This is a genomic window from Hyphomonas sp. KY3, assembly GCF_017309975.1.
Lineage (GTDB): Bacteria > Pseudomonadota > Alphaproteobacteria > Caulobacterales > Hyphomonadaceae > Hyphomonas.
The window spans coordinates 2,927,427-2,945,226 of sequence record NZ_CP022271.1 but is presented as its reverse complement, the minus strand read 5'-3'; the positions used below and the strand labels follow the sequence as shown (position 1 = coordinate 2,945,226).

The window sequence follows — 17,800 nt, the reverse complement described above, 5'->3', positions numbered from 1 at the left end:
TGTTTTGCGCGCAAATGGCTTTTGCACGTTCCGGCTTGCAACCAGGCGCAAATAGCTGACATTGAACGCCATGTCCCAGAATTCTGCCGGTCCTGAAATCCTTCGCCTGATTGAACTGATCTCGCGCCTGCCGGGCCTCGGGCCCCGGTCTGCGCGGCGCGTTGCCCTGTTCCTGCTCAAGCGTCGCGACACTTTGCTGAAACCGCTGGCCGACGCGCTGGCTGAGGCGGGCGAAAAGATCGAACGGTGCAAGGTCTGCGGGAATTTCGACACGGTGCAGCCTTGCGCAGTGTGCCAGGCAGGTGGGCGCGATGATGCGCTGGTGTGCGTGGTGGAAGACGTGCCGGATCTCTGGGCGCTGGAGCGCGGTGGCGCGTTCCGGGGGCGTTACCATGTGCTCGGCGGCGTCCTGTCGGCGATCGACGGTATTACGCCAGATGACCTCAACATTCCGTCATTGGTGACCCGCGTGGAGGCGGGCGGCATACGCGAAGTGATCCTGGCGCTCAATGCCACTGTTGATGGCCAGACGACAGCGCACTACGTGGCCGAGTTGCTTGAAGGGAAGGGCGTCAGTGTCACGCGTCTGGCGCATGGCGTACCTGTGGGCGGCGAACTGGACCATCTCGATGATGGTACGCTCGCCGCCGCACTCAGGTCACGCCGCGATATCTGATCGGGCCTATTCGGCTTCCGCTTCAGCGATATCCACGCGGAATATGCCGTCGAAATCCTTGGTCGCGACATAGAGGTGACCATCGGGGCCCTGAACCACGTCACGGATCGCATATTCTTCGTCAAACAGTGACTGCTTGCCGACCACTTCTCCATTTTCCATGTCGATCCGCGTCAGCTCCAGTCCGGCCGGACCGTTCATGCCGCCCGTGAAAAGGTCGCCTTTCCAGCCCGGATAAACGTCGCTGGTCAGCATGGTGAGGCCTGAAGGAGCAATTGATGGTACCCAATAAGTGAGCGGTTGAACCATGCCTTCGGCTTCGGTCTCATTCGTTATGATTGTGCCATCATAATTCACGCCATAGGTGATCTTGGGCCAGCCATAATTCGCGCCGGGCGTGGAGATGTTGAGTTCGTCGCCGCCTTTGGGGCCGTGTTCTGTCTCGTACAACGTGTCCGTGGCGGTGTCGTAGTAGAGCCCCTGCACATTGCGGTGACCATAGGACCAGACTGGGGGCGCACCGGCTTCACCATCGGCAAACGGATTGTCTGCAGGAATAGAGCCGTCTGTGTTGATGCGGACGATGGTACCATGCGTATTGGTGGGATCCTGAGCATCCTTCATGAAGCTGAAGCCCTCGCCGAGGGAAACGAACAGGGTGCCGTCATTCGCAAATTGCAGGCGCGAGCCATAATGGTAGGCGGTATCGCGCGCATCGGCCCAGAAGATTTCCTCAACATTTTCCAGCGCGCTGGCATCGTCGCTGAGGCGGCCCTTGATGACGGCTGCTGCGTTCGCGGCACCATCGCCCTTGGAATAGGAGATGTAGACCATGCGGTTGGTCTCGAAGTCCGGATCCAGCACCAGGCCAAGATATCCTGCCTGACCTTCAATGAACGCTTCCGGCAGGCCGGTCACGGAAGAGGGGGTGCCCTCGCCACCAGCCACGAATTTCAGGCCGCCTTCTTTCTCTGTGAACAGCAAATCGCCATTCGGCAGGAAGGCGAGGCCCCAGGGCCACTCGGCCTCGGTCACGACGGGCGTGAGTTTCACGTCAAAGTCGCTTGTTGCGACCGGCGTGGTTTCAGCTGGCCCGCCACAAGCGGCAACAATCAGTGCGAGCGGAAGCAGGGGGATGATAGGGCGCATGAGGGCGTCTCCGTTTGAGGCAGGGAGGTTTGCTGGGACCATAGGACGAGCCTGCCGATTGGCCAAACAAAAAGGGCGACCTCGAAAGGCCGCCCTTGGAATTCAAATGAGTCCGGGTCCTACCAGGACTTCTTGACCGTGACGCCGTAGAGAGCTGGCTCGGTCAGGAAGGCGTTGGTGAACAGGCCTGAGGAATCGTCGGTCAGGTACGTGCCGGTGATGACTTCCTCGTCGGTCAAGTTCTTGGCGAAGACTTCCACGCCCCATCCGCTCTCTGGATTATTGAGCAGGATCGACAGGTTGACGTTGGACCAGGATTCCAGTCCATCGCGCGGCGTGTTCCAGATACGGCTCTCGCTTTCCGACTGCATGTAGTAGTCGCCGCGGATCGTAAGGTCCCAGTTGGAATTGCTGATGGCTGGGAATGTGTATTCCGCCGCCAGGTTCAGCGTCATGTCCGGGGCGCCCGGCATGGAGTTGCCATCCAGATTCTTGGCATCCCCTTCGATGGGCTGCAGGGCCGTGGCCGTCTGCGTGTCGCCATTGGAGTCCGTGTAGGTCACGGTGACGCCGTCCAGACCGAAGGCGGCTTCCTGCCCGGAGAATGCGCCGGTACAGAGGCCAAGCGTGGAACCCGGAGCAAGCAGGCCGCCCTGAATGGCTCCCAGCACTGTGGCATAGCCCTGAGCGGACACGACACAGTTCGAATAGGTGCTGGAATTCTTCAGCGCGACGAGATCTGCCCGTCCATTGGTGCGGTCGAGCACGTCGATGCCATAAGTGTCGACGACTTCGGCATTCAGAAGGCCGAGATTAGCCGTCAGCAGCCAATTGTCTGCCGGCGTCCACAGGGCTTCCAGCTCAAGACCCTGAAGCTCTGCGTCCACGTTGATGTTCACCGAAGAGCGGTTGATGATCTGCGTGATCTGGTAGCCTTCATAGTCATACATGAAGCCGGTCAGGTTCAGCTGGGCGGTCCCGCCTGCAAACGTGTTCTTCGTTCCGATTTCATACGAGTTGATGAATTCCGGATCGAAGGTCTGCGGGAACAGGTTTGCACCTGCTGGCTGTGGCGGGTTGATGCCGCCACCCTTGTAGCCCTTGGAATAGAAGCCGTAGATCAGCGTATCGTCTGTGAAGTCGAGATCAGCTGTGTAGTCAAAACCGATACGGCCAGTGATTTCCTGGAAGTCGGCTTTCAGCTTGCCTTGAGACGCAAGTGGGTCTGCGCCTGCTGGTTGTGGAGTGAACAGGAAGGTCGAGACGATGTCCTGTTCCTTCTGGTCATCCGTATAGCGAAGTCCCAGCGTGAGCTGGAGATCGTCAGAGACGTCATAGTAACCTTCACCAAAGACAGCGAAGGATTCCAGCTGGTAGGGGGACAGCGAGCGGAAATAGTTCCCGCCGTCACCATTCAGGGACAGGTCGAACAGGGACGCACCATCGGAGGTCGTAGAGCCGCTATCGAGCGGAACATTGCCGCCGAACAGGGCGCCACCAGCCGCATTATTGATCTGCGTCAGAGCCGTCAGCGCGTTCGACAGAACGTAATAACCGTCTTCAGCATTGTACGGATCGATGGATTCGAAATCCACCTTGATGGCACCAAGGTTGAAGTTGAACGGACCATCATAGTCGGACTGGAGCCGAAGTTCGTGAGTGGTCTGCTCACTATTGCCACCAGACAGGTCGAAGGTCCGGAAGGAATTGGCAGCGCCAAGTTCCGGATCGGTCACGACGCCGCCTGGGAACAGGAGGGGATAGAGTGGTGCCAGGGCCGGGTTGATGAAGGGGCCGGCCGTTGTGTTGAAGGTCAGTGATGCAGAGGCCTTGTTGTAATCCTCACGCGATACGACCGAGCTCTCACTATAACTGCCGAGATAGGTCAGCAGCAGATTGTCGCCGATATCGGCTTCAGCTTTCCATGAATAGAGCGTCTGATCGGCCTGGTACATTGGGTCGAAGGCCGACTCAATCTTGCGCAGGTCCGAAATGGCCGGGGCCAGGTTCACATCACCGTTCAGGAGGCCGGCAAAGATGCCGAGGCCGCCAGCGAGGGTGGCCTGCGAATTCACGCGGTCACGGGACTGGTCGAGCGGAGCATCTTCACAGCCGAGCGATGTCGCCAACTGGTCAACAGCTGAGACCGGAATGCCCATGAAGCTGTCGAAGCCTTCGTCCTTGTCGCACAGCTGCTTACCGGAGCGGAGGCGGGAATCGTCTTCTTCGAAATGCTCAACCGAAATCCAACCACGGGCCCAGTCTGTGGGCTCGAATGCGAGGGTCGCCCGCACACTATAGAGGTCACGATCATCGACATCATTGCCGGTTGTCAGATTGTCCACATAGCCGTCACGGCCGAGATAGGAGCCAGCCACACGCAGGGCGGCGTTTTCGCCAAGGGGCAGGTTGACCATGCCCTTGCCTTTGAACGTGTTGTAATTGCCATAGGTCAGCTCGGCATCTGCCTGGAATTCGCCCAGTACCGGCTTGGCAGTAATCAGGTTGAACACACCGCCAGTCGCGTTGCGTCCATAAAGCGTACCTTGTGGGCCACGCAGGACTTCGACACGTTCAACATCATAGAACTCGGCTTCGAAGAGGCGGTTGGCCGTAAGCGGAATGTCGTTCTGGTGGATACCCACACCCGCATCACCGGATTGTGCAACCACGTCGGCGCCAATACCGCGGATCTTGAAGTTGAATGATGTGAAGTTGCCTTTGGTGAAGCTGACGTTCGGAATGGATTTCACCAGGTCAGGGCCACCGGCAAGCTGGAGCCGGTCGAGGGCATCTTCATCGAACGCGGAAACCGCGATCGGAACATCCTGAATGGATTCCTCGGTTTTCTGTGTCGTCACCGTGACCGTTGACAGGGTGCGCGGGCTTTCGTCGGAATCATCCTGAGCGGCGGCCACCGGCCCCACCAGACCGACCACGAGAGCGGATGCCCCAGCCAGCCAGACGGATTTCGAGTGTCTGATATTTCGCATGTTTTGTTTCCTCCCCTCGGGCCGCTTTAGTGCTGCCTCGAGCAATTTTAGCCGAGCCGGCCTCTTTTGGGCCTGCTTCAATTGTCATCTGAATGCATTCGTGACGGGTCTGTCAACATGACGCTGGGGTAATGACGGGTTTTAAAATGCGGGTGTTAAAAATGTAACGCCCTTGCTTGGCCGCGTTGCCCATGCCTGTTACAGGCGCAGCATGTCACATTCTTCTACCGCCGCACTGGTCCTCTTCTCGGGAGGGCAGGATTCCACGACCTGCCTGGCATGGGCGCTTGAGCGATTCGGGCGCGTAGAGACGGTCGGTTTTGACTACGGCCAACGCCACCGGATCGAACTCGATTGCCGGGAGACGGTACGGCGGGGTCTGGCTGACCTAAATGCAGACTGGGGCAGCCGTCTTGGACCGGACCATATGCTCGACGCCACCGTGCTGAAGTCGCTCGGAGAAACGGCGATGACGCACGATGTCAGCATCGAGATGACAGAGGCCGGCCTGCCTTCCACATTCGTGCCGGGCCGTAATCTGCTGTTCCTGACCTTGGCGGGCGCTCTGGCCAGCCGCCGGGGCATTTCTGTTCTGGTCGGCGGGATGTGCGAAACGGACTATTCGGGCTATCCCGACTGCCGCGCAATGACGATGGACGCCCAGGCTGAAACACTGAGGCTGGGCCTCGATGTTCCGATGCAGATCGACACGCCACTAATGTACATAGACAAGGCAGGGACGTGGGCGCTGGCAGAAGATTTGGGAGGCCAGGCGCTGGTCGATCTGATCGCGGAAGATACCCATACGTGCTATCTGGGCGAGCGCGGCCAGCGCCATGAGTGGGGCTATGGCTGTGGGGAATGCCCGGCTTGTGAGCTGCGCGCAAAGGGCTGGGCAGGCTGGAAAGCCGGTGTCTGAACACCCAATTCACTTGCAGAAGAAGCAGCCATAACAACTGGACTTTTCGAGCTTTTTCCAGCAATTGGGCGCCAATCCGCGCCTCAAGCACTTGTTGGCGCAAAACCGCACGAGAATTGAAACGAACCGATGACCACACAGACTGACCAGACCAGCACCTCAGCCGCGGCGACCAGCCCGGAAGGCCGCGTGTTTGCGATCTCGAAATCTGTGAATTTCGAGGCGGCCCATTATATGGGCGGCAAGCCTGAAGGGCATCGCTACCGCAATGTGCACGGCCATTCCTTTGTACTGGAGGCGACGGTTGAGGGCACGGTCAAGCCAGGCGAGCAATGGGTTGAGGATTTCTCTCATCTGACCGCCTGCCTGCAGGCTACGGCGGCGAAGCTGGATCACAAGCTGCTGAATGACATTGAAGGGCTTGAAGTGCCGACGCTGGAGCGGATCTGCCTCTGGGCAGCAGCCGACCTGAAAGAAGGCCTGCCGGGCCTGACGAAAGTCGCCATTTCCCGGCCAAGCCTGAATGAGCGGTGCGAGCTGGTTCTCTAGCTGCCGGACGGCGTCGCGGCTGTCAGTTCTTTCACAAATTTGCGGGCAAACCGGTCAGAGGCGCGCTTGGCGTCCTGCCAGGTCGAGATACCGGCATAACGAATATCAGTCTCATACCAGTCATAGGTCAGGTCGCCTGTCGCTTTGCCGCTGGCATCAAAGGCCGTTGCTGACAGTTTCATGCCACCAATGCTTTTGGAGTCGCCATAATCAAGGCCGGGCGTATCACCCAATTGCTTGAACGTCGGCTTGTTGGGCTTGGCGTCAAGGATGGTCACATCAATGCGGGCTATGTCGAGCCCGGCCTTGCCGAGTTCGCGGGTCAGGTCTTCCTGCACTTCTTCTATCAGGTAATCAGCTTCGCGCATGCCATATTCATCGTTCAGCTCCTCGGTGAATTCCGGGCTGAAGGTGACATTGATTTCGCCTGCGAGCGCGGCCGGGGCGGCCAGCAAGGCTAGGGCGGCGAGGGGAACTAGTCGTTTCATCGAAGTCTCTCCAAAACTGCTATAGATTCATCCTACCACGCGGCCCATGCCCGTAGAAGTCACAGGCCTGTGAGCGTGGAGTGCACCTGTCAGGGGTTCAAACACTGCCTTCCTGCTCGACCACAAGGATGCGGGCTTCACCCCGGGGGTGAGCGACATGTTCGCATCCAATCCCGGCGAAGAAAATGTCTCCTGTTTCCAGCGTCACGATCTTCTCTGCACCGTCTTCGCGATAGTGCATGTCCACGATCCCATCGAGGACTGCGAACACTTCCTCACCCTCATTGACGTGCCAGATATAGGGCTGGTCGGTCCAGTGAAGGCGTGTGGTGATCCCGTCCATGTTTGCGACATCGATCGCACCCCAGGCCTTGGGCGCGGTAAACGCCTTGCCGCGGATAACTTGCATCGTGTGACCTCCCACAACCAATAAGACCGAGCCGCATTGCGCTGCGGCCCGGTCTTCGAAGTAACGTGGCCGGAGGCAGAGATCAAACCGTGTCGACGAACACGATCTCGGCGTCGGCAATGCCCTTCACCGTCAGGGTCTCGGGGCCGGTGATGGCGGCCCCGTCGCGTCCGGTCATGACAAGGCCGTTCAACTCGACAGATCCGTCGGCCAGCACCAGATATCCATGACGGCCTTCCTTCACTTCATAGGTCAGCGTTTCGCCTTCCTTCAGTGTCGCGCCGAGCACATTGGCGTCCTGATTGATGACGAGGCTGTCGTCTGCGCCGTCACCCGAGGCCAGCACCGCCCAATTGCCGGACCGTTCCCCTTTGGGAAATTTCCGGGCGCCCCAACCAGGCTTGCCACCTGCTTGACGCGGCAGGATCCAGATCTGGAACAGGGTGGTTTCCTCGTCTTCGGCGTTCCACTCGGAATGCTGCACACCGTCGCCAGCGCTCATGACCTGAACGTCCCCGGCCTCGGTACGGCCGGTATTGCCCATGGAATCCTTGTGCGTGATCGCGCCGGTGCGGACATAGGTGATGATTTCCATCGAGCTGTGCCCGTGCGGCGGGAAGCCGGTATGCGGCTGGATCGTGTCATCATTCCAGACACGCAGGGCGCCTTCGCCCATGCGCTTCGGGTCGTGATAACCGGAAAAAGAGAAATGGTAATTGGCATTCAGCCAGTCATTCTGGAACCGGCCGAGCTGTTTGAAGGGTCTGTGTTCAATCATGGCGATATCCTTTCGCGCTCGTGTTGCAGCGAATATGACGCGTCCGGGCGCAGCCTGTAGATTGCGGCCAGCCATCACACCTATGCGCACCGTGCATAAGTGGAAACGGGCGGAAAACCCGCTAGGTTCCGCCCGATATGACACTGCCCATTATCCACCATGTCGATTATGACGCGAAAACGGTCGCCGATGACCATCGCTTCCCGATGCGCAAATATGCGCTCGTGGCCGAATTTCTCCGCGACGCGGGCCACCGTTTCATAGCCCCGGAGGCCGCGCTGGAAGACTGGCTGCACCTCGCGCATGACGAGGCCTATGTCAGCGCCATCATGACCCAGACGCTGGACGCGAAGGCCGCGCGCAAGGTCGGGTTCGAGATCACGCCCGCCATTGCCCGGCGCTCGGCTGCATCGGTCGGCGGCACATGTCTCGCCGCGCGCCTTGCTCTGGAGCAGGGGGCCGCTGTGAACCTTGCCGGCGGCAGCCATCATGCCGGGCCCGACGGCGGCGCGGGTTTCTGCGTGTTCAACGATGTCGGCGTTGCCGGAAAGCTCTTGCTGGAAACGAAGGAAGTGCGCCGTGTGGCGGTCATCGATTGCGACGTCCATCATGGCGACGGCACGGCGCTGATCTTCCGCTATGATCCGCGCGTCTTTACCGCCTCGCTGCATTGCGAACAGAACTGGCCGCGCGAGAAGCCGCCCTCTGATCTGGACATCGGCCTGCCGAAGGGCACGGGCGATGCGGACTATCTGGCCGCGCTGGAAGACTTGGTCGAGGCCGCGCTTGGTACGTCGCCGGATATCGTCTTCTACAATGCCGGGGTCGATCCGCATGCAGAAGACCGGTTGGGCCTGTTGTCCCTGACGGATGACGGCCTGCGCGCGCGGGACGCCTTTGTGGCGCGGGCCTGCCGCTCAGCCGGCATCCCGCTCTGCGGTGTCCTCGGCGGCGGCTATGCCCGTGACGCCCGCGCCGTCGCCCGTCGCCATACGTTTCTTGTCGAGGCGTTCGGCGCGGCTGCGTGAAGGCACCTGTGCTCTTGCCCCGACTCACTTGCGTCGCCACAAGAGGCTGATGCCTGCCCAGCCAACTCTTGATGATGCCCGCGCGCTGCTGAAGCGCGTCTATGGCTATGACGCCTTCCGGGGGCTGCAGGAGGATGTCATCGCCGACACGCTGGGGGGCAAGGATGGCCTCGCCGTGCTGCCGACCGGCGGCGGCAAGTCGCTTTGCTACCAGATCCCGGCGCTGTTGCGTGATGGCGTCGGCATTGTCGTCTCGCCGCTGATCGCGCTGATGGCCGATCAGGTCGATGCACTCAAACAGGTCGGCGTGCGCGCCGAGCGGCTGGATTCCTCGATGGATTTCAATGCCCGCGCCGAAGCGCTGGAGGCGGCCGCGCGCGGCGAGATGGATCTGCTCTATGTCTCGCCCGAAGGCATGGGCACGGGGCTGGCCCAGCGCCTCGCCCAGATGAAGGTCTCGCTGATTGCCGTGGACGAGGCCCACTGCGTCAGCCAATGGGGCCATGATTTCCGCCCGGACTATCGCGCGCTCGGGCGTCTGAAGGATCTGTTCCCCGGTGTGCCGCGCCTCGCAGTGACCGCCACGGCCGACACCCGTACGCGCGACGACATCCTTGCCCAGCTCGACCTCACCCAACCGGCCGTCCATGTGGCGAGCTTCGACCGGCCCAATCTCGCCCTCGCCGCCGAGCCCAAGGAAGGCAACCGCGCCCAGCGGGTCGTCTCCCTCGTCAAGGCGCGTCCGGGCCTGTCCGGCATCGTCTATGCCGCCACCCGCAACGCCACCGAAGATCTCGCCGAAGCCATTGAGCGCGCGGGCATCACGGCGCTCGCCTATCATGCGGGGCTCGATGCGGATGTACGGGCCGAGCGCCAGCGGCGTTTCCTGCTGGAAGATGGCCTCGTCATGTGCGCCACCGTCGCCTTCGGTATGGGGGTCGACAAGCCGGACGTCCGCTTCGTCATCCATGCTGATCCGCCCAAGACGATGGAAGCCTACTGGCAGGAAGTCGGCCGCGCAGGCCGCGACGGAGAGCCCGCCGAAGGCGTCGCGCTCTACGGCCCCGCCGACATGCGCCGCTCGCTCAGCTGGACCTATGAGGGCGACGCGCCCGAAGCGGTCAAGCGCGTGCAGATCACCAAGACCCGCCAGCTGTTTGCCTTCTTCGATGGCGATGAATGCCGCCGCGCTGCCGTGCGCCGCTATTTCGGGGAAGAGGGGGTCGAGGCCTGCGGCGCGTGCGACACCTGCCGGGGCGAGACCGGCGAGCCCTATGATGCCACCCGCTGGGCGCAGATGGCGGTCTCCGCCGTGTTGCGCTGCGGCCAGAAGATCGGGCGCGGCCGCCTGATCAATCACCTTCTCGGACAGGCCAAGGACAGTTTCGACGAGGAGCTTTCCACCCAGTCGACCTATGGCATCGGCAGGGACATGCCGAAACAGGGCTGGGGCCGCGTGTTCGACGCCTTGCTCTATGATGGCATGCTGGCCGAGGGCGGTGAGATGAACCGGCCGGCGGTCGTCGTGCCGGATGCCGAGGCCGCCCGCGCCCTGTTCCGGGGCGACCGCACCCTGATGCTGCGCGCTGACCCCGCCGCCACCCGCAAGCGCGCCAAGGGCAAGAGCCGCGTGGCGGCGCAAGCGCTGGCTGACATGTCGGAGCGCGACCAGATCCTGTTCGACATGCTGCGCAGCTGGCGCACCGAGACCGCCAAGACGCGCGGCGTGCCGCCCTATGTCATCTTCCATGACCGCACCCTCGCCGAGATCGCCCGCGAGCGCCCCGCCGACGCCGACGAACTGCGCCTGATCAGCGGCGTCGGCGAGAAAAAGGCCCAGCGCTACGCCGAAGATGTCTCCCGCATCGTCGGCGAGGCGGCGTAATCAATGCGATATCTTGATAGTTCTTATCAACTATAAGTTATGTGTTTTGCGCGCAAAAGGAGTGGTCTGTTAGTCTGACCGTGTTGGGCGGGATTGGAGAGGCGTATGCTGAAAAGCTTCGGCTACCTCGTAGTTGCCGCGACCATTGTATTATTCCTGTTCCTGGCATTCGTTCGGGACAAGCCCGCAATGCTGGACATTCCTGAGGCGCCTGCGCCCCCTGGCTATTGTGACGAGAATGACTGCTTTCAATTCCCAGTGCAGTATATTTCTTTCCGGATGGCAGAGGAATGGCATTCCATCCCCCATTGGAGCTGGTTCCATGGCCGGGATGATCTTGGCAAAGCGACGCGGGTGAGCATCTCGCAAATGCCCGATACCAAGTATGAGTATCGTGGGGGCAATATTAATAACCCCGAAGCCATCGCTTCCTATGCACACGCACGGTTTGTGGCGCCGGAAGCGCAGTACATTGTCATGAGCCGGTGTTGCGATGGATTGGCTCGGCATTTCGGTGCCGCGGAGGGCGAGACGCGCCTAGGCTCTCAAGTGATTATCTGGTCCGAACCCAAGGGATCGATTTACTTCGGCTACGATACCCTGCGTCGTGTGACGCCCGCTGACAAACTATCCGAAGCGTTTTTTCAAGTATCTGACCGATACGAATTGGTTGTTGGCGACGTTCCACCCTTGGATGCCGAGTCACGCATTCCAAGCTTCATTGCCTTGTCCAGAGATGCCATGGTGATGGAGAGCCCCCTCTGGTTCAATTGTTATCGTCATCGGTGCGATATCATTTGGTCCACCCATTCGAATGGCTATCGGATAGGATTTCATGTTGGTGCTTTTTCTCCAGGGTCGTGCGGAGACGAGTGCACGCCCAGCGAGCAGGTTAATCATATTGTTGATCAGGTCGAAGGATTCGCGCGGCGGTTCGAAGTAATTTGGAACGCCTCTCTTGATGTGCCGACACCCTGACAAGACGCTCCGTCAGGCGGCCTGATCTCGCCGGTCGCTGTCACAGGTTTTCGCGCGGACAGGCAGGTCCAGCCTTGACCCGGCGCGCGTGGCACCTCACCTATAGGCTCAACCAGATTTCCCGCCTTTCGGAGTCCTCATGAACCTTTTGCACCGCCTCGATGACGAGACAGAAGAAAAGCCCCAGTCCGAGCCGAATGCCTTCCTTGAGGAAGCGCTGTTCAAGGCCCGCACCATCCTGCTGACCGGCGGCATCGATTTCCATGCCGCCCGCCGTGTCAGCCAGCGCCTGCTGGCCTTGTCGGCCGAAAGCAAGGAGCCGATCCTGCTGGTCCTCTCCTCGCCCGGCGGTCACGTCGAAAGCGGCGACATGATCCACGACATGATCAAATTCGTCGAAGCGCCCGTGAAAATCCTCGGCACCGGCTGGGTCGCCTCGGCCGGCGCGCTGATCTATGCGGCGGCGAAGAAGGAAAACCGCTTCTGCCTGCCGAACACCCGCTTCCTGCTTCATGAACCGCGGGGCGGTGTTGGCGGCCAGGCCACGGATGTTGAAATCCAGGCCCGCGAGATCATCAAGATGCGCGAACGCCTCAACAAGATCTTCGCAGCCGCCACCGGCAAGTCGCTGGAACAGATCAAGGAAGACACCGATCGTGACTTCTGGATGAGCGCGGAAGAAGCCGTCAAATACGGCCTCGTCGGCAAGGTCGTGAACCATCGCAGCGACGTCAACTAGGCGCGCCCCCGCGCTGAAAGATTACCGAAATGAACGCCCGGTCCTCCAAAAGGATCGGGCGTTCATTTTTGGTTAGGGATGTGTTTGCCGCACGTAAAGGTTTATGGAGCAAGGTGTCTTCTTAACCTGTGTAAGGACACCGTCGCTTTCATGCCGGTACGAGTAGAAGACATTGCGGTCGCTGTGCGGCCTGTACCCACAGCTGCGACCGTGTCAGCGGTCTTTACGCGGTTGCTCGCCCATCCTGATGTATTTGCCGTGCCGATTGTCAGCGATGGCGCTGCGCTGGGCATGGTCTCGCGCCGGTCCGTGTTCGAGGCGCTTGCAACCCCCAGCGCCCGTCAAGCCAATGGCACCACGCGCATTACCGAAATCATGATCGAGCATCCCATCATGTGCGAGGCTGGAACACCGATCGGCCTGGTGGCAAAGCTCGCCGCGGACGGCTCGACCTCGGCGCTGACCGATGGCGTGATCGTCCTGTCTGACGGCAAGTATCTCGGCCTGATCAGCCCCGCGGCGATGCTCTCCGCCGTCGCGCTGGAAAACGCCGCCCGCGCCCGCGCCATGCAGGTCGCCCAAAAGCGGCTACAGAAATCACGGACGGATACGGGCGCCTTCGAACAAGAGAAGGCACGCTTCCTGGCATTTGTCGGGCATGAGATCCGCACGCCACTGACCGGCATTCTCGGCGTTGCTGACCTGTTGCAGGACAGCGTGAGCGGCGGTGAGCCGAAACGCCTCGCGCGCACCATTTCGGAAAGCGGGCACCATCTCGACCGACTGCTGAGCGACCTGCTCGATCTGTCACGCCTGGAAGCTGGCAAGCTCACCGTGAACAATGCGCCGTTCGACCTGCACGATTTCGCGAATGAAGCGCGTGACCTCTGGCAGTCGCGTATTGCCGGCAAACGGCTGGACCTGCGCATCAAGGTCGCCGGCGGCGCTGTGGCAAGGCTGGAAGCCGACGCGATGCGGCTGCGCCAGATATTGTTCAATCTGATGAGCAATGCGCTGAAATTCACCGAGCGCGGATATATCGGCGTCGAGCTGTCCACATTCGAAGCCGCGGGAAACCTTAAATTGCGCATGACGGTGGAAGACACGGGCTGTGGCATCACCGATCTCGACAAGGCGCGCCTGTTCGAAGCCTTTGAACAGGCCAATGCCTCTACCGCCGCCACGCATGGCGGATCCGGCCTGGGTCTGTCCATTGCCAAGGGGCTGGCCAAGCGTCTCGGCGGCGAAATCCTGCTGACAGACAATCCCAATGGCGGATCAATCTTTACCGTCACCATGCCCGTCGAACGGGCGGGGCCGCGGCTTGCGGTCACCGGTGCGCCGCCGAAGCCGCGCATGCGCGCCTTCGATCTCGGCCGCATCCTGCTGGCCGAAGACCATGCCGTCAGCGCCCTTGTCGTCACCCGCGCCCTGTCGGCGGCAGGCTGGCAGGTGGATTCGGTCCAGACCGCCGAAGACGCGATCGACCGCGCCGCGACCAACACATATCAGGCGATCCTGACAGATATTCACCTGCCGGGGGCCACCGGCGACGAGGTCCTCAAGGCCATTCGCGATGGGCGAGGCCCGAATGCACTTGCGCCGGTCATTGCGGTGACCGCGGATGTCAGCCCGGAGCGCCGTCTGGCGTGCGAAGAGGCGGGCTTCACCACAATCATCGAAAAGCCGATCCGGCCGCGTGCGCTGGTCGCGACGCTTGTCGACATCCTCCTTGCGGATCGCGCAGCAGCGGCCGAAGCAGACCACCGCCAATTGGCCTGATCCGGGCATGACGGGTCACACGCCTGCGCAAGACCAGAAACCAAGCCTGATGACCGCCATAGGGCGAGGGCTTCGATTTCGGTGTCCCAAATGCGGGCAGGGGCGGATTTTCCGGGCTTACCTGAAACAGGCCGATGCGTGCGATCATTGCGGCGAACCGCTTGGCAGCATTCGCGCCGATGATGGCCCGGCCTGGTTGACCGTCCTGTCGCTCGGTCCGTTCCTCGTGGCAATAACCTTCTTTGTATCGTTCGGCCACTTCCCGCTCTGGGCGGCTCTGCCGGTGGCCGCCATCGCCGTCACCGGGGCGGTGCTCCTCCTGCTTCCCCGCATCAAGGGTGCCTTCATCGCGGCGCTCTGGGTCTCCGGTATGGGCAATGGGGCAGGGACGGCCGATTGAGGGCCCGGAATTCTCCTGCATCGCGTGCAGGCCGGGTGCTTGCGGAGGCGGGAAACCGCGTGTATGAGGCGCGCTTCGCAACAGCGAAACGGTTCGGTAGCTCAGCTGGTTAGAGCGCGCGACTCATAATCGCGAGGTCGGGAGTTCAAGTCTCCCCCGAACCACCATTTTCCGCTTTGATGTTGATTGACTGGCTGGTCCTGCGGGGCTGAGCGTCCTATCATGTTCATCCATGACGCGATCAGTTTTCCTTGCATTCGTACTGGCGGGCCTGGCCTTTGCGCCCTTGGCGGTGGCTGATGAGGCAGCGGCGGAGGCGGCCTTTGTGCGTGGGGAGTATGATACTGCCCTCACGGAACTGTCGGATAGCAAAACTGCAGATGCGCTGGCCTTTCGCGCGCGGGCGCTGTTGGCAGAGGCGATGTCAGGGCCGGCTGACCCACCGGAGGATGTGCTGCACCGGGCATTGGATGACGCCAATGTCGCCCTCATCATGGACCCGGCCCATGCCGAGGGGCGTTTGCAGCGGGCGATTGCCTTGTCCCTGATCCTGAGACCGATGAGCACGCGTGAGGCGCGCAAGACCGGCTGGGCGGAAGAGGCGCGAGACCTGGCGCGGGGCGTGCTGGAAGACGAGCCCGGCAATGTCTATGCGCACGGTTTCCTGTCGGTCTGGAATCTGGAAGTCGTCAATCGCGGCGGTCGGATCGGGGCCATGATCATGGGGGCGGGGGTCTCTGACGGACGCGACCATTATGAGGCCGCCATAGCCGCTGCGCCGGATGAGGCGTCGGTTCACTGGCAATGGGCGCGGGCGCTCGCGGCGCTGAATGCGCGCAAGTATCGTGATGAAGTATTGTCCGCGCTGGACGCAGCCCTTGCCGCAGCTGTCGATTCCGAGCTCGAGCGCGTCATGCAGGCGCGCGCGGCCATGTTGAAAGCCGAAATGCTGAGAGATGACCGCCGCGCCCAGGAGATCGCGGCGGGTATGCTCTAGCGCGCTATTCCGCTGCGACGGCTTCGGCGTGGGCCTCTTGTTCAGAGAGGAAGCGCTCGGCTTCGAGCGCCGCCATGCAGCCCATGCCAGCGGCTGTGACAGCCTGACGATAGGTCTCGTCTGTGACATCGCCCGCTGCGAAGACGCCGGGGATTTCCGTCGCGGTCGAGTCGGGCGCCGTGATCAGATAGCCATTGTCCTTCATCTCCAGCTTGCCCTTGAACAGTTCGGTCGATGGAGCGTGGCCGATGGCAATGAAGACGCCGTGGACAGGCAGGTCTGTGGTCTCGCCGGTCTCGACATTCTTGATGCGCGCGCCTGTGACGCCAGCCGGGTTGCCGCCGCCGAGGACTTCGTCGAGCACGCTGTTCCAGATGACTTCGACTTTCGGGTTCTTGAACAGGCGGTCCTGCAGGATTTTCTCTGCGCGGAAGCCTTCGCGGCGGTGCACGACCGTGACCTTGGACGCGAAATTGGTGAGGAACAGGGCCTCTTCAACGGCCGTGTTGCCGCCGCCGACGACGAGCACTTCCTTGCCGCGATAGAAGAAGCCGTCACAGGTGGCGCAGGCGGAGACGCCGAAGCCCTTGTATTTCTCTTCGCTGGGGATGCCGAGCCATTTGGCCTGTGCGCCCGTGGAGATGACAACGGAATCAGCCGTGTAGGTGGTGCCGCTCTCGCCGACGGCCTTGAACGGGCGCGAGGAGAAGTCGACTTCGGCGATGTGATCATTGATCACGTTTGCGCCCATGGCTTCGGCGTGTTCCTGCATCTTCACCATCAGGTCCGGGCCCTGGATCTCGGTGAAGCCGGGATAGTTCTCGACCTCGGTCGTGATGGTCAGCTGGCCACCGGGCTGCATGCCGGTCACCACGGTCACATCGCGCATGGCGCGCGCGCCATAGACGGCGGCGGTCCAGCCAGCGGGGCCAGAGCCGATGATCAGGATTTCGGTGTGTTTCGTGTCAGCCATTGCGAAGGATCCGCCATCTGTTCTTGTCATGTCGGCCCGGCATATGGGGCCTGCGGCATGAGCCTTAAAGTGCTGCGGGCATCATATCAATGTGAACACTGCCCGGCGGGGCCCAAAGCCCCGTTATTGCCGTCGCAGACGACTTCGACCGTGGCATGGAAGACATCGAACCGGTCAGCGAGGCGGGCCTTTACCGCGCGGCGCAGCTGGTCAGGATCGGCGCCAGGGGCGGCGGTGACTTCCAGCGTGATCAGGGGCTTGGATTCGGTCAGGGCCCAGGCATGGAAATGGGCCACGCCCGCGATGCCGTCGATCTCGGCCAGCAGGTCGGCCTGTATGTCTTCGGGATCGAGCCCGGCAGGCGTGCCTTCCAGAAGGATATGGCCGGACTTGCGGGCAATGCGCACCCCGGCGATGAGGACCAGCAGGGCCACCAGCGCTGACAGGATGGGGTCGGCGGCCATCCAGCCGGTGGTCATGATGATGATCGCCGCGCCAATGGCCGCGATCGAGCCGAGCAGGTCGCCCGCGACATGCCAGAGCGCCCCTTGCAGGTTCAGGTCCTCTTTGCTGCCACCATGCAGGATGGCAAAGGCAAGAATGTTGACGAGCAGGCCGCCCACGGCGACGGCCATCAGCACGCCGCCCATCACATCAACCGGATCCAGCAGGCGATGCACGGCTTCCCACATGATCCAGCAGGCCAGCGCGACCAGAAGAATGCCATTGGTGAAGGCGGCGAGAATCTTCATCCGCGCAAAACCGTAGGAGCGCTGCGGATCGGCCGGGCGTTCGGCCAGCTTGTACCCCACCCAGGCGAGGGCCAGCGAGCCGGCATCGGTCAGCATGTGCGCGGCATCGGCCAGCAGGGCCAGCGAGCCGGAGATCAGGCCGCCCGCCACTTCGGCAAACATGAAGGCGGCTGTCAGCAGCCCGGCTATGGCGACGCGGCGACGCGAGTCGGCGCTGGTCATGTCGGCATGATGCTCATGGCTGTGGCCATGTGCATGATCGTGATCGTGGTGGTGAGAATGGGAGTGATCGCTCATATCGGCTG

17 protein-coding genes and 1 tRNA gene are annotated in these 17,800 nt (G+C 61.5%); 11 read left to right on the top strand and 7 right to left on the bottom strand.

Annotated features, from left to right (window positions below; translation table 11 throughout):
- Positions 1–70: 70 nt before the first annotated feature.
- Positions 71–676: a recombination mediator RecR gene (gene recR / locus CFA77_RS14155; protein WP_206991245.1), complete on the top strand. Its 606-nt coding sequence runs from the start codon at positions 71–73 to the stop codon at positions 674–676.
- 6 nt (positions 677–682) lie between these two features.
- On the opposite strand, the gene CFA77_RS14150 is transcribed toward recR, so the two are convergent.
- A complete protein-coding gene (locus CFA77_RS14150) occupies positions 683–1,825 on the bottom strand; it encodes a PQQ-dependent sugar dehydrogenase (protein ID WP_242517381.1) in 1,143 nt (380 codons plus the stop codon).
- A 119-nt stretch (positions 1,826–1,944) separates the two neighbouring features.
- Positions 1,945–4,818, bottom strand: coding sequence for a TonB-dependent receptor (locus tag CFA77_RS14145; RefSeq protein WP_206991243.1), 2,874 nt, complete (start codon positions 4,816–4,818; stop codon positions 1,945–1,947).
- Between the two features lie 211 nt (positions 4,819–5,029).
- On the opposite strand from CFA77_RS14145, the gene queC reads away from it, so the two are divergent.
- Together queC and CFA77_RS14135 are read left to right on the top strand one after the other, a co-directional pair.
- Complete coding sequence (gene queC / locus CFA77_RS14140; RefSeq protein WP_206991242.1) at positions 5,030–5,737, top strand: 7-cyano-7-deazaguanine synthase QueC; 708 nt, start codon at positions 5,030–5,032, stop codon at positions 5,735–5,737.
- A gap of 129 nt (positions 5,738–5,866) precedes the next feature.
- Positions 5,867–6,286, top strand: coding sequence for a 6-carboxytetrahydropterin synthase (locus CFA77_RS14135; protein ID WP_206991241.1), 420 nt, complete (start codon positions 5,867–5,869; stop codon positions 6,284–6,286).
- Here CFA77_RS14135 and CFA77_RS14130 read toward each other — a convergent pair.
- The 3 genes from CFA77_RS14130 to CFA77_RS14120 form a co-directional block, all read right to left on the bottom strand.
- Positions 6,283–6,774, bottom strand: coding sequence for a hypothetical protein (locus CFA77_RS14130; protein WP_206991240.1), 492 nt, complete (start codon positions 6,772–6,774; stop codon positions 6,283–6,285). The two genes, CFA77_RS14135 and CFA77_RS14130, sit on opposite strands and share 4 nt — an antisense overlap.
- Positions 6,775–6,871: 97 nt before the next feature.
- Positions 6,872–7,183, bottom strand: a complete 312-nt coding sequence (locus tag CFA77_RS14125) for a cupin (protein ID WP_206991239.1) — start codon at positions 7,181–7,183, stop codon at positions 6,872–6,874.
- Between the two features lie 82 nt (positions 7,184–7,265).
- A complete protein-coding gene (locus CFA77_RS14120) occupies positions 7,266–7,961 on the bottom strand; it encodes a pirin family protein (RefSeq protein WP_206991238.1) in 696 nt (231 codons plus the stop codon).
- A 137-nt stretch (positions 7,962–8,098) separates the two neighbouring features.
- Here CFA77_RS14120 and CFA77_RS14115 point away from each other — a divergent pair, with 137 nt between their 5' ends.
- The 8 genes from CFA77_RS14115 to CFA77_RS14080 all read left to right on the top strand — a co-directional run bounded on the left by CFA77_RS14115 (position 8,099) and on the right by CFA77_RS14080 (position 15,770).
- Complete coding sequence (locus CFA77_RS14115; RefSeq protein WP_206991237.1) at positions 8,099–8,989, top strand: histone deacetylase; 891 nt, start codon at positions 8,099–8,101, stop codon at positions 8,987–8,989.
- A gap of 49 nt (positions 8,990–9,038) precedes the next feature.
- The gene (recQ, locus tag CFA77_RS14110) at positions 9,039–10,874 is read left to right on the top strand and encodes a DNA helicase RecQ (protein WP_206991236.1); all 1,836 of its coding nucleotides are present in this window, start codon (positions 9,039–9,041) and stop codon (positions 10,872–10,874) included.
- A 105-nt stretch (positions 10,875–10,979) separates the two neighbouring features.
- A complete protein-coding gene (locus CFA77_RS14105) occupies positions 10,980–11,852 on the top strand; it encodes a hypothetical protein (RefSeq protein ID WP_206991235.1) in 873 nt (290 codons plus the stop codon).
- A 139-nt stretch (positions 11,853–11,991) separates the two neighbouring features.
- Complete coding sequence (locus CFA77_RS14100) at positions 11,992–12,591, top strand: ATP-dependent Clp protease proteolytic subunit (protein WP_034810690.1); 600 nt, start codon at positions 11,992–11,994, stop codon at positions 12,589–12,591.
- A 150-nt stretch (positions 12,592–12,741) separates the two neighbouring features.
- On the top strand, positions 12,742–14,373 hold the full coding sequence (locus CFA77_RS14095; RefSeq protein WP_206991234.1) for an ATP-binding protein: 1,632 nt from the start codon (positions 12,742–12,744) through the stop codon (positions 14,371–14,373).
- A 49-nt stretch (positions 14,374–14,422) separates the two neighbouring features.
- Positions 14,423–14,773, top strand: a complete 351-nt coding sequence (locus CFA77_RS14090; protein ID WP_242517380.1) for a DUF983 domain-containing protein — start codon at positions 14,423–14,425, stop codon at positions 14,771–14,773.
- Positions 14,774–14,863: 90 nt separating this feature from the next.
- A tRNA-Met gene (locus CFA77_RS14085) sits at positions 14,864–14,940 on the top strand.
- Between the two features lie 65 nt (positions 14,941–15,005).
- The gene (locus tag CFA77_RS14080) at positions 15,006–15,770 is read left to right on the top strand and encodes a hypothetical protein (RefSeq protein WP_206991232.1); all 765 of its coding nucleotides are present in this window, start codon (positions 15,006–15,008) and stop codon (positions 15,768–15,770) included.
- Positions 15,771–15,774: 4 nt separating this feature from the next.
- Here the strand turns inward: CFA77_RS14080 and trxB are convergent, their stop codons facing one another.
- Complete coding sequence (gene trxB / locus CFA77_RS14075; protein WP_206991231.1) at positions 15,775–16,743, bottom strand: thioredoxin-disulfide reductase; 969 nt, start codon at positions 16,741–16,743, stop codon at positions 15,775–15,777.
- A gap of 86 nt (positions 16,744–16,829) precedes the next feature.
- Positions 16,830–17,792, bottom strand: a complete 963-nt coding sequence (locus CFA77_RS14070) for a cation diffusion facilitator family transporter (protein ID WP_206991230.1) — start codon at positions 17,790–17,792, stop codon at positions 16,830–16,832.
- Positions 17,793–17,800: the final 8 nt, after the last annotated feature.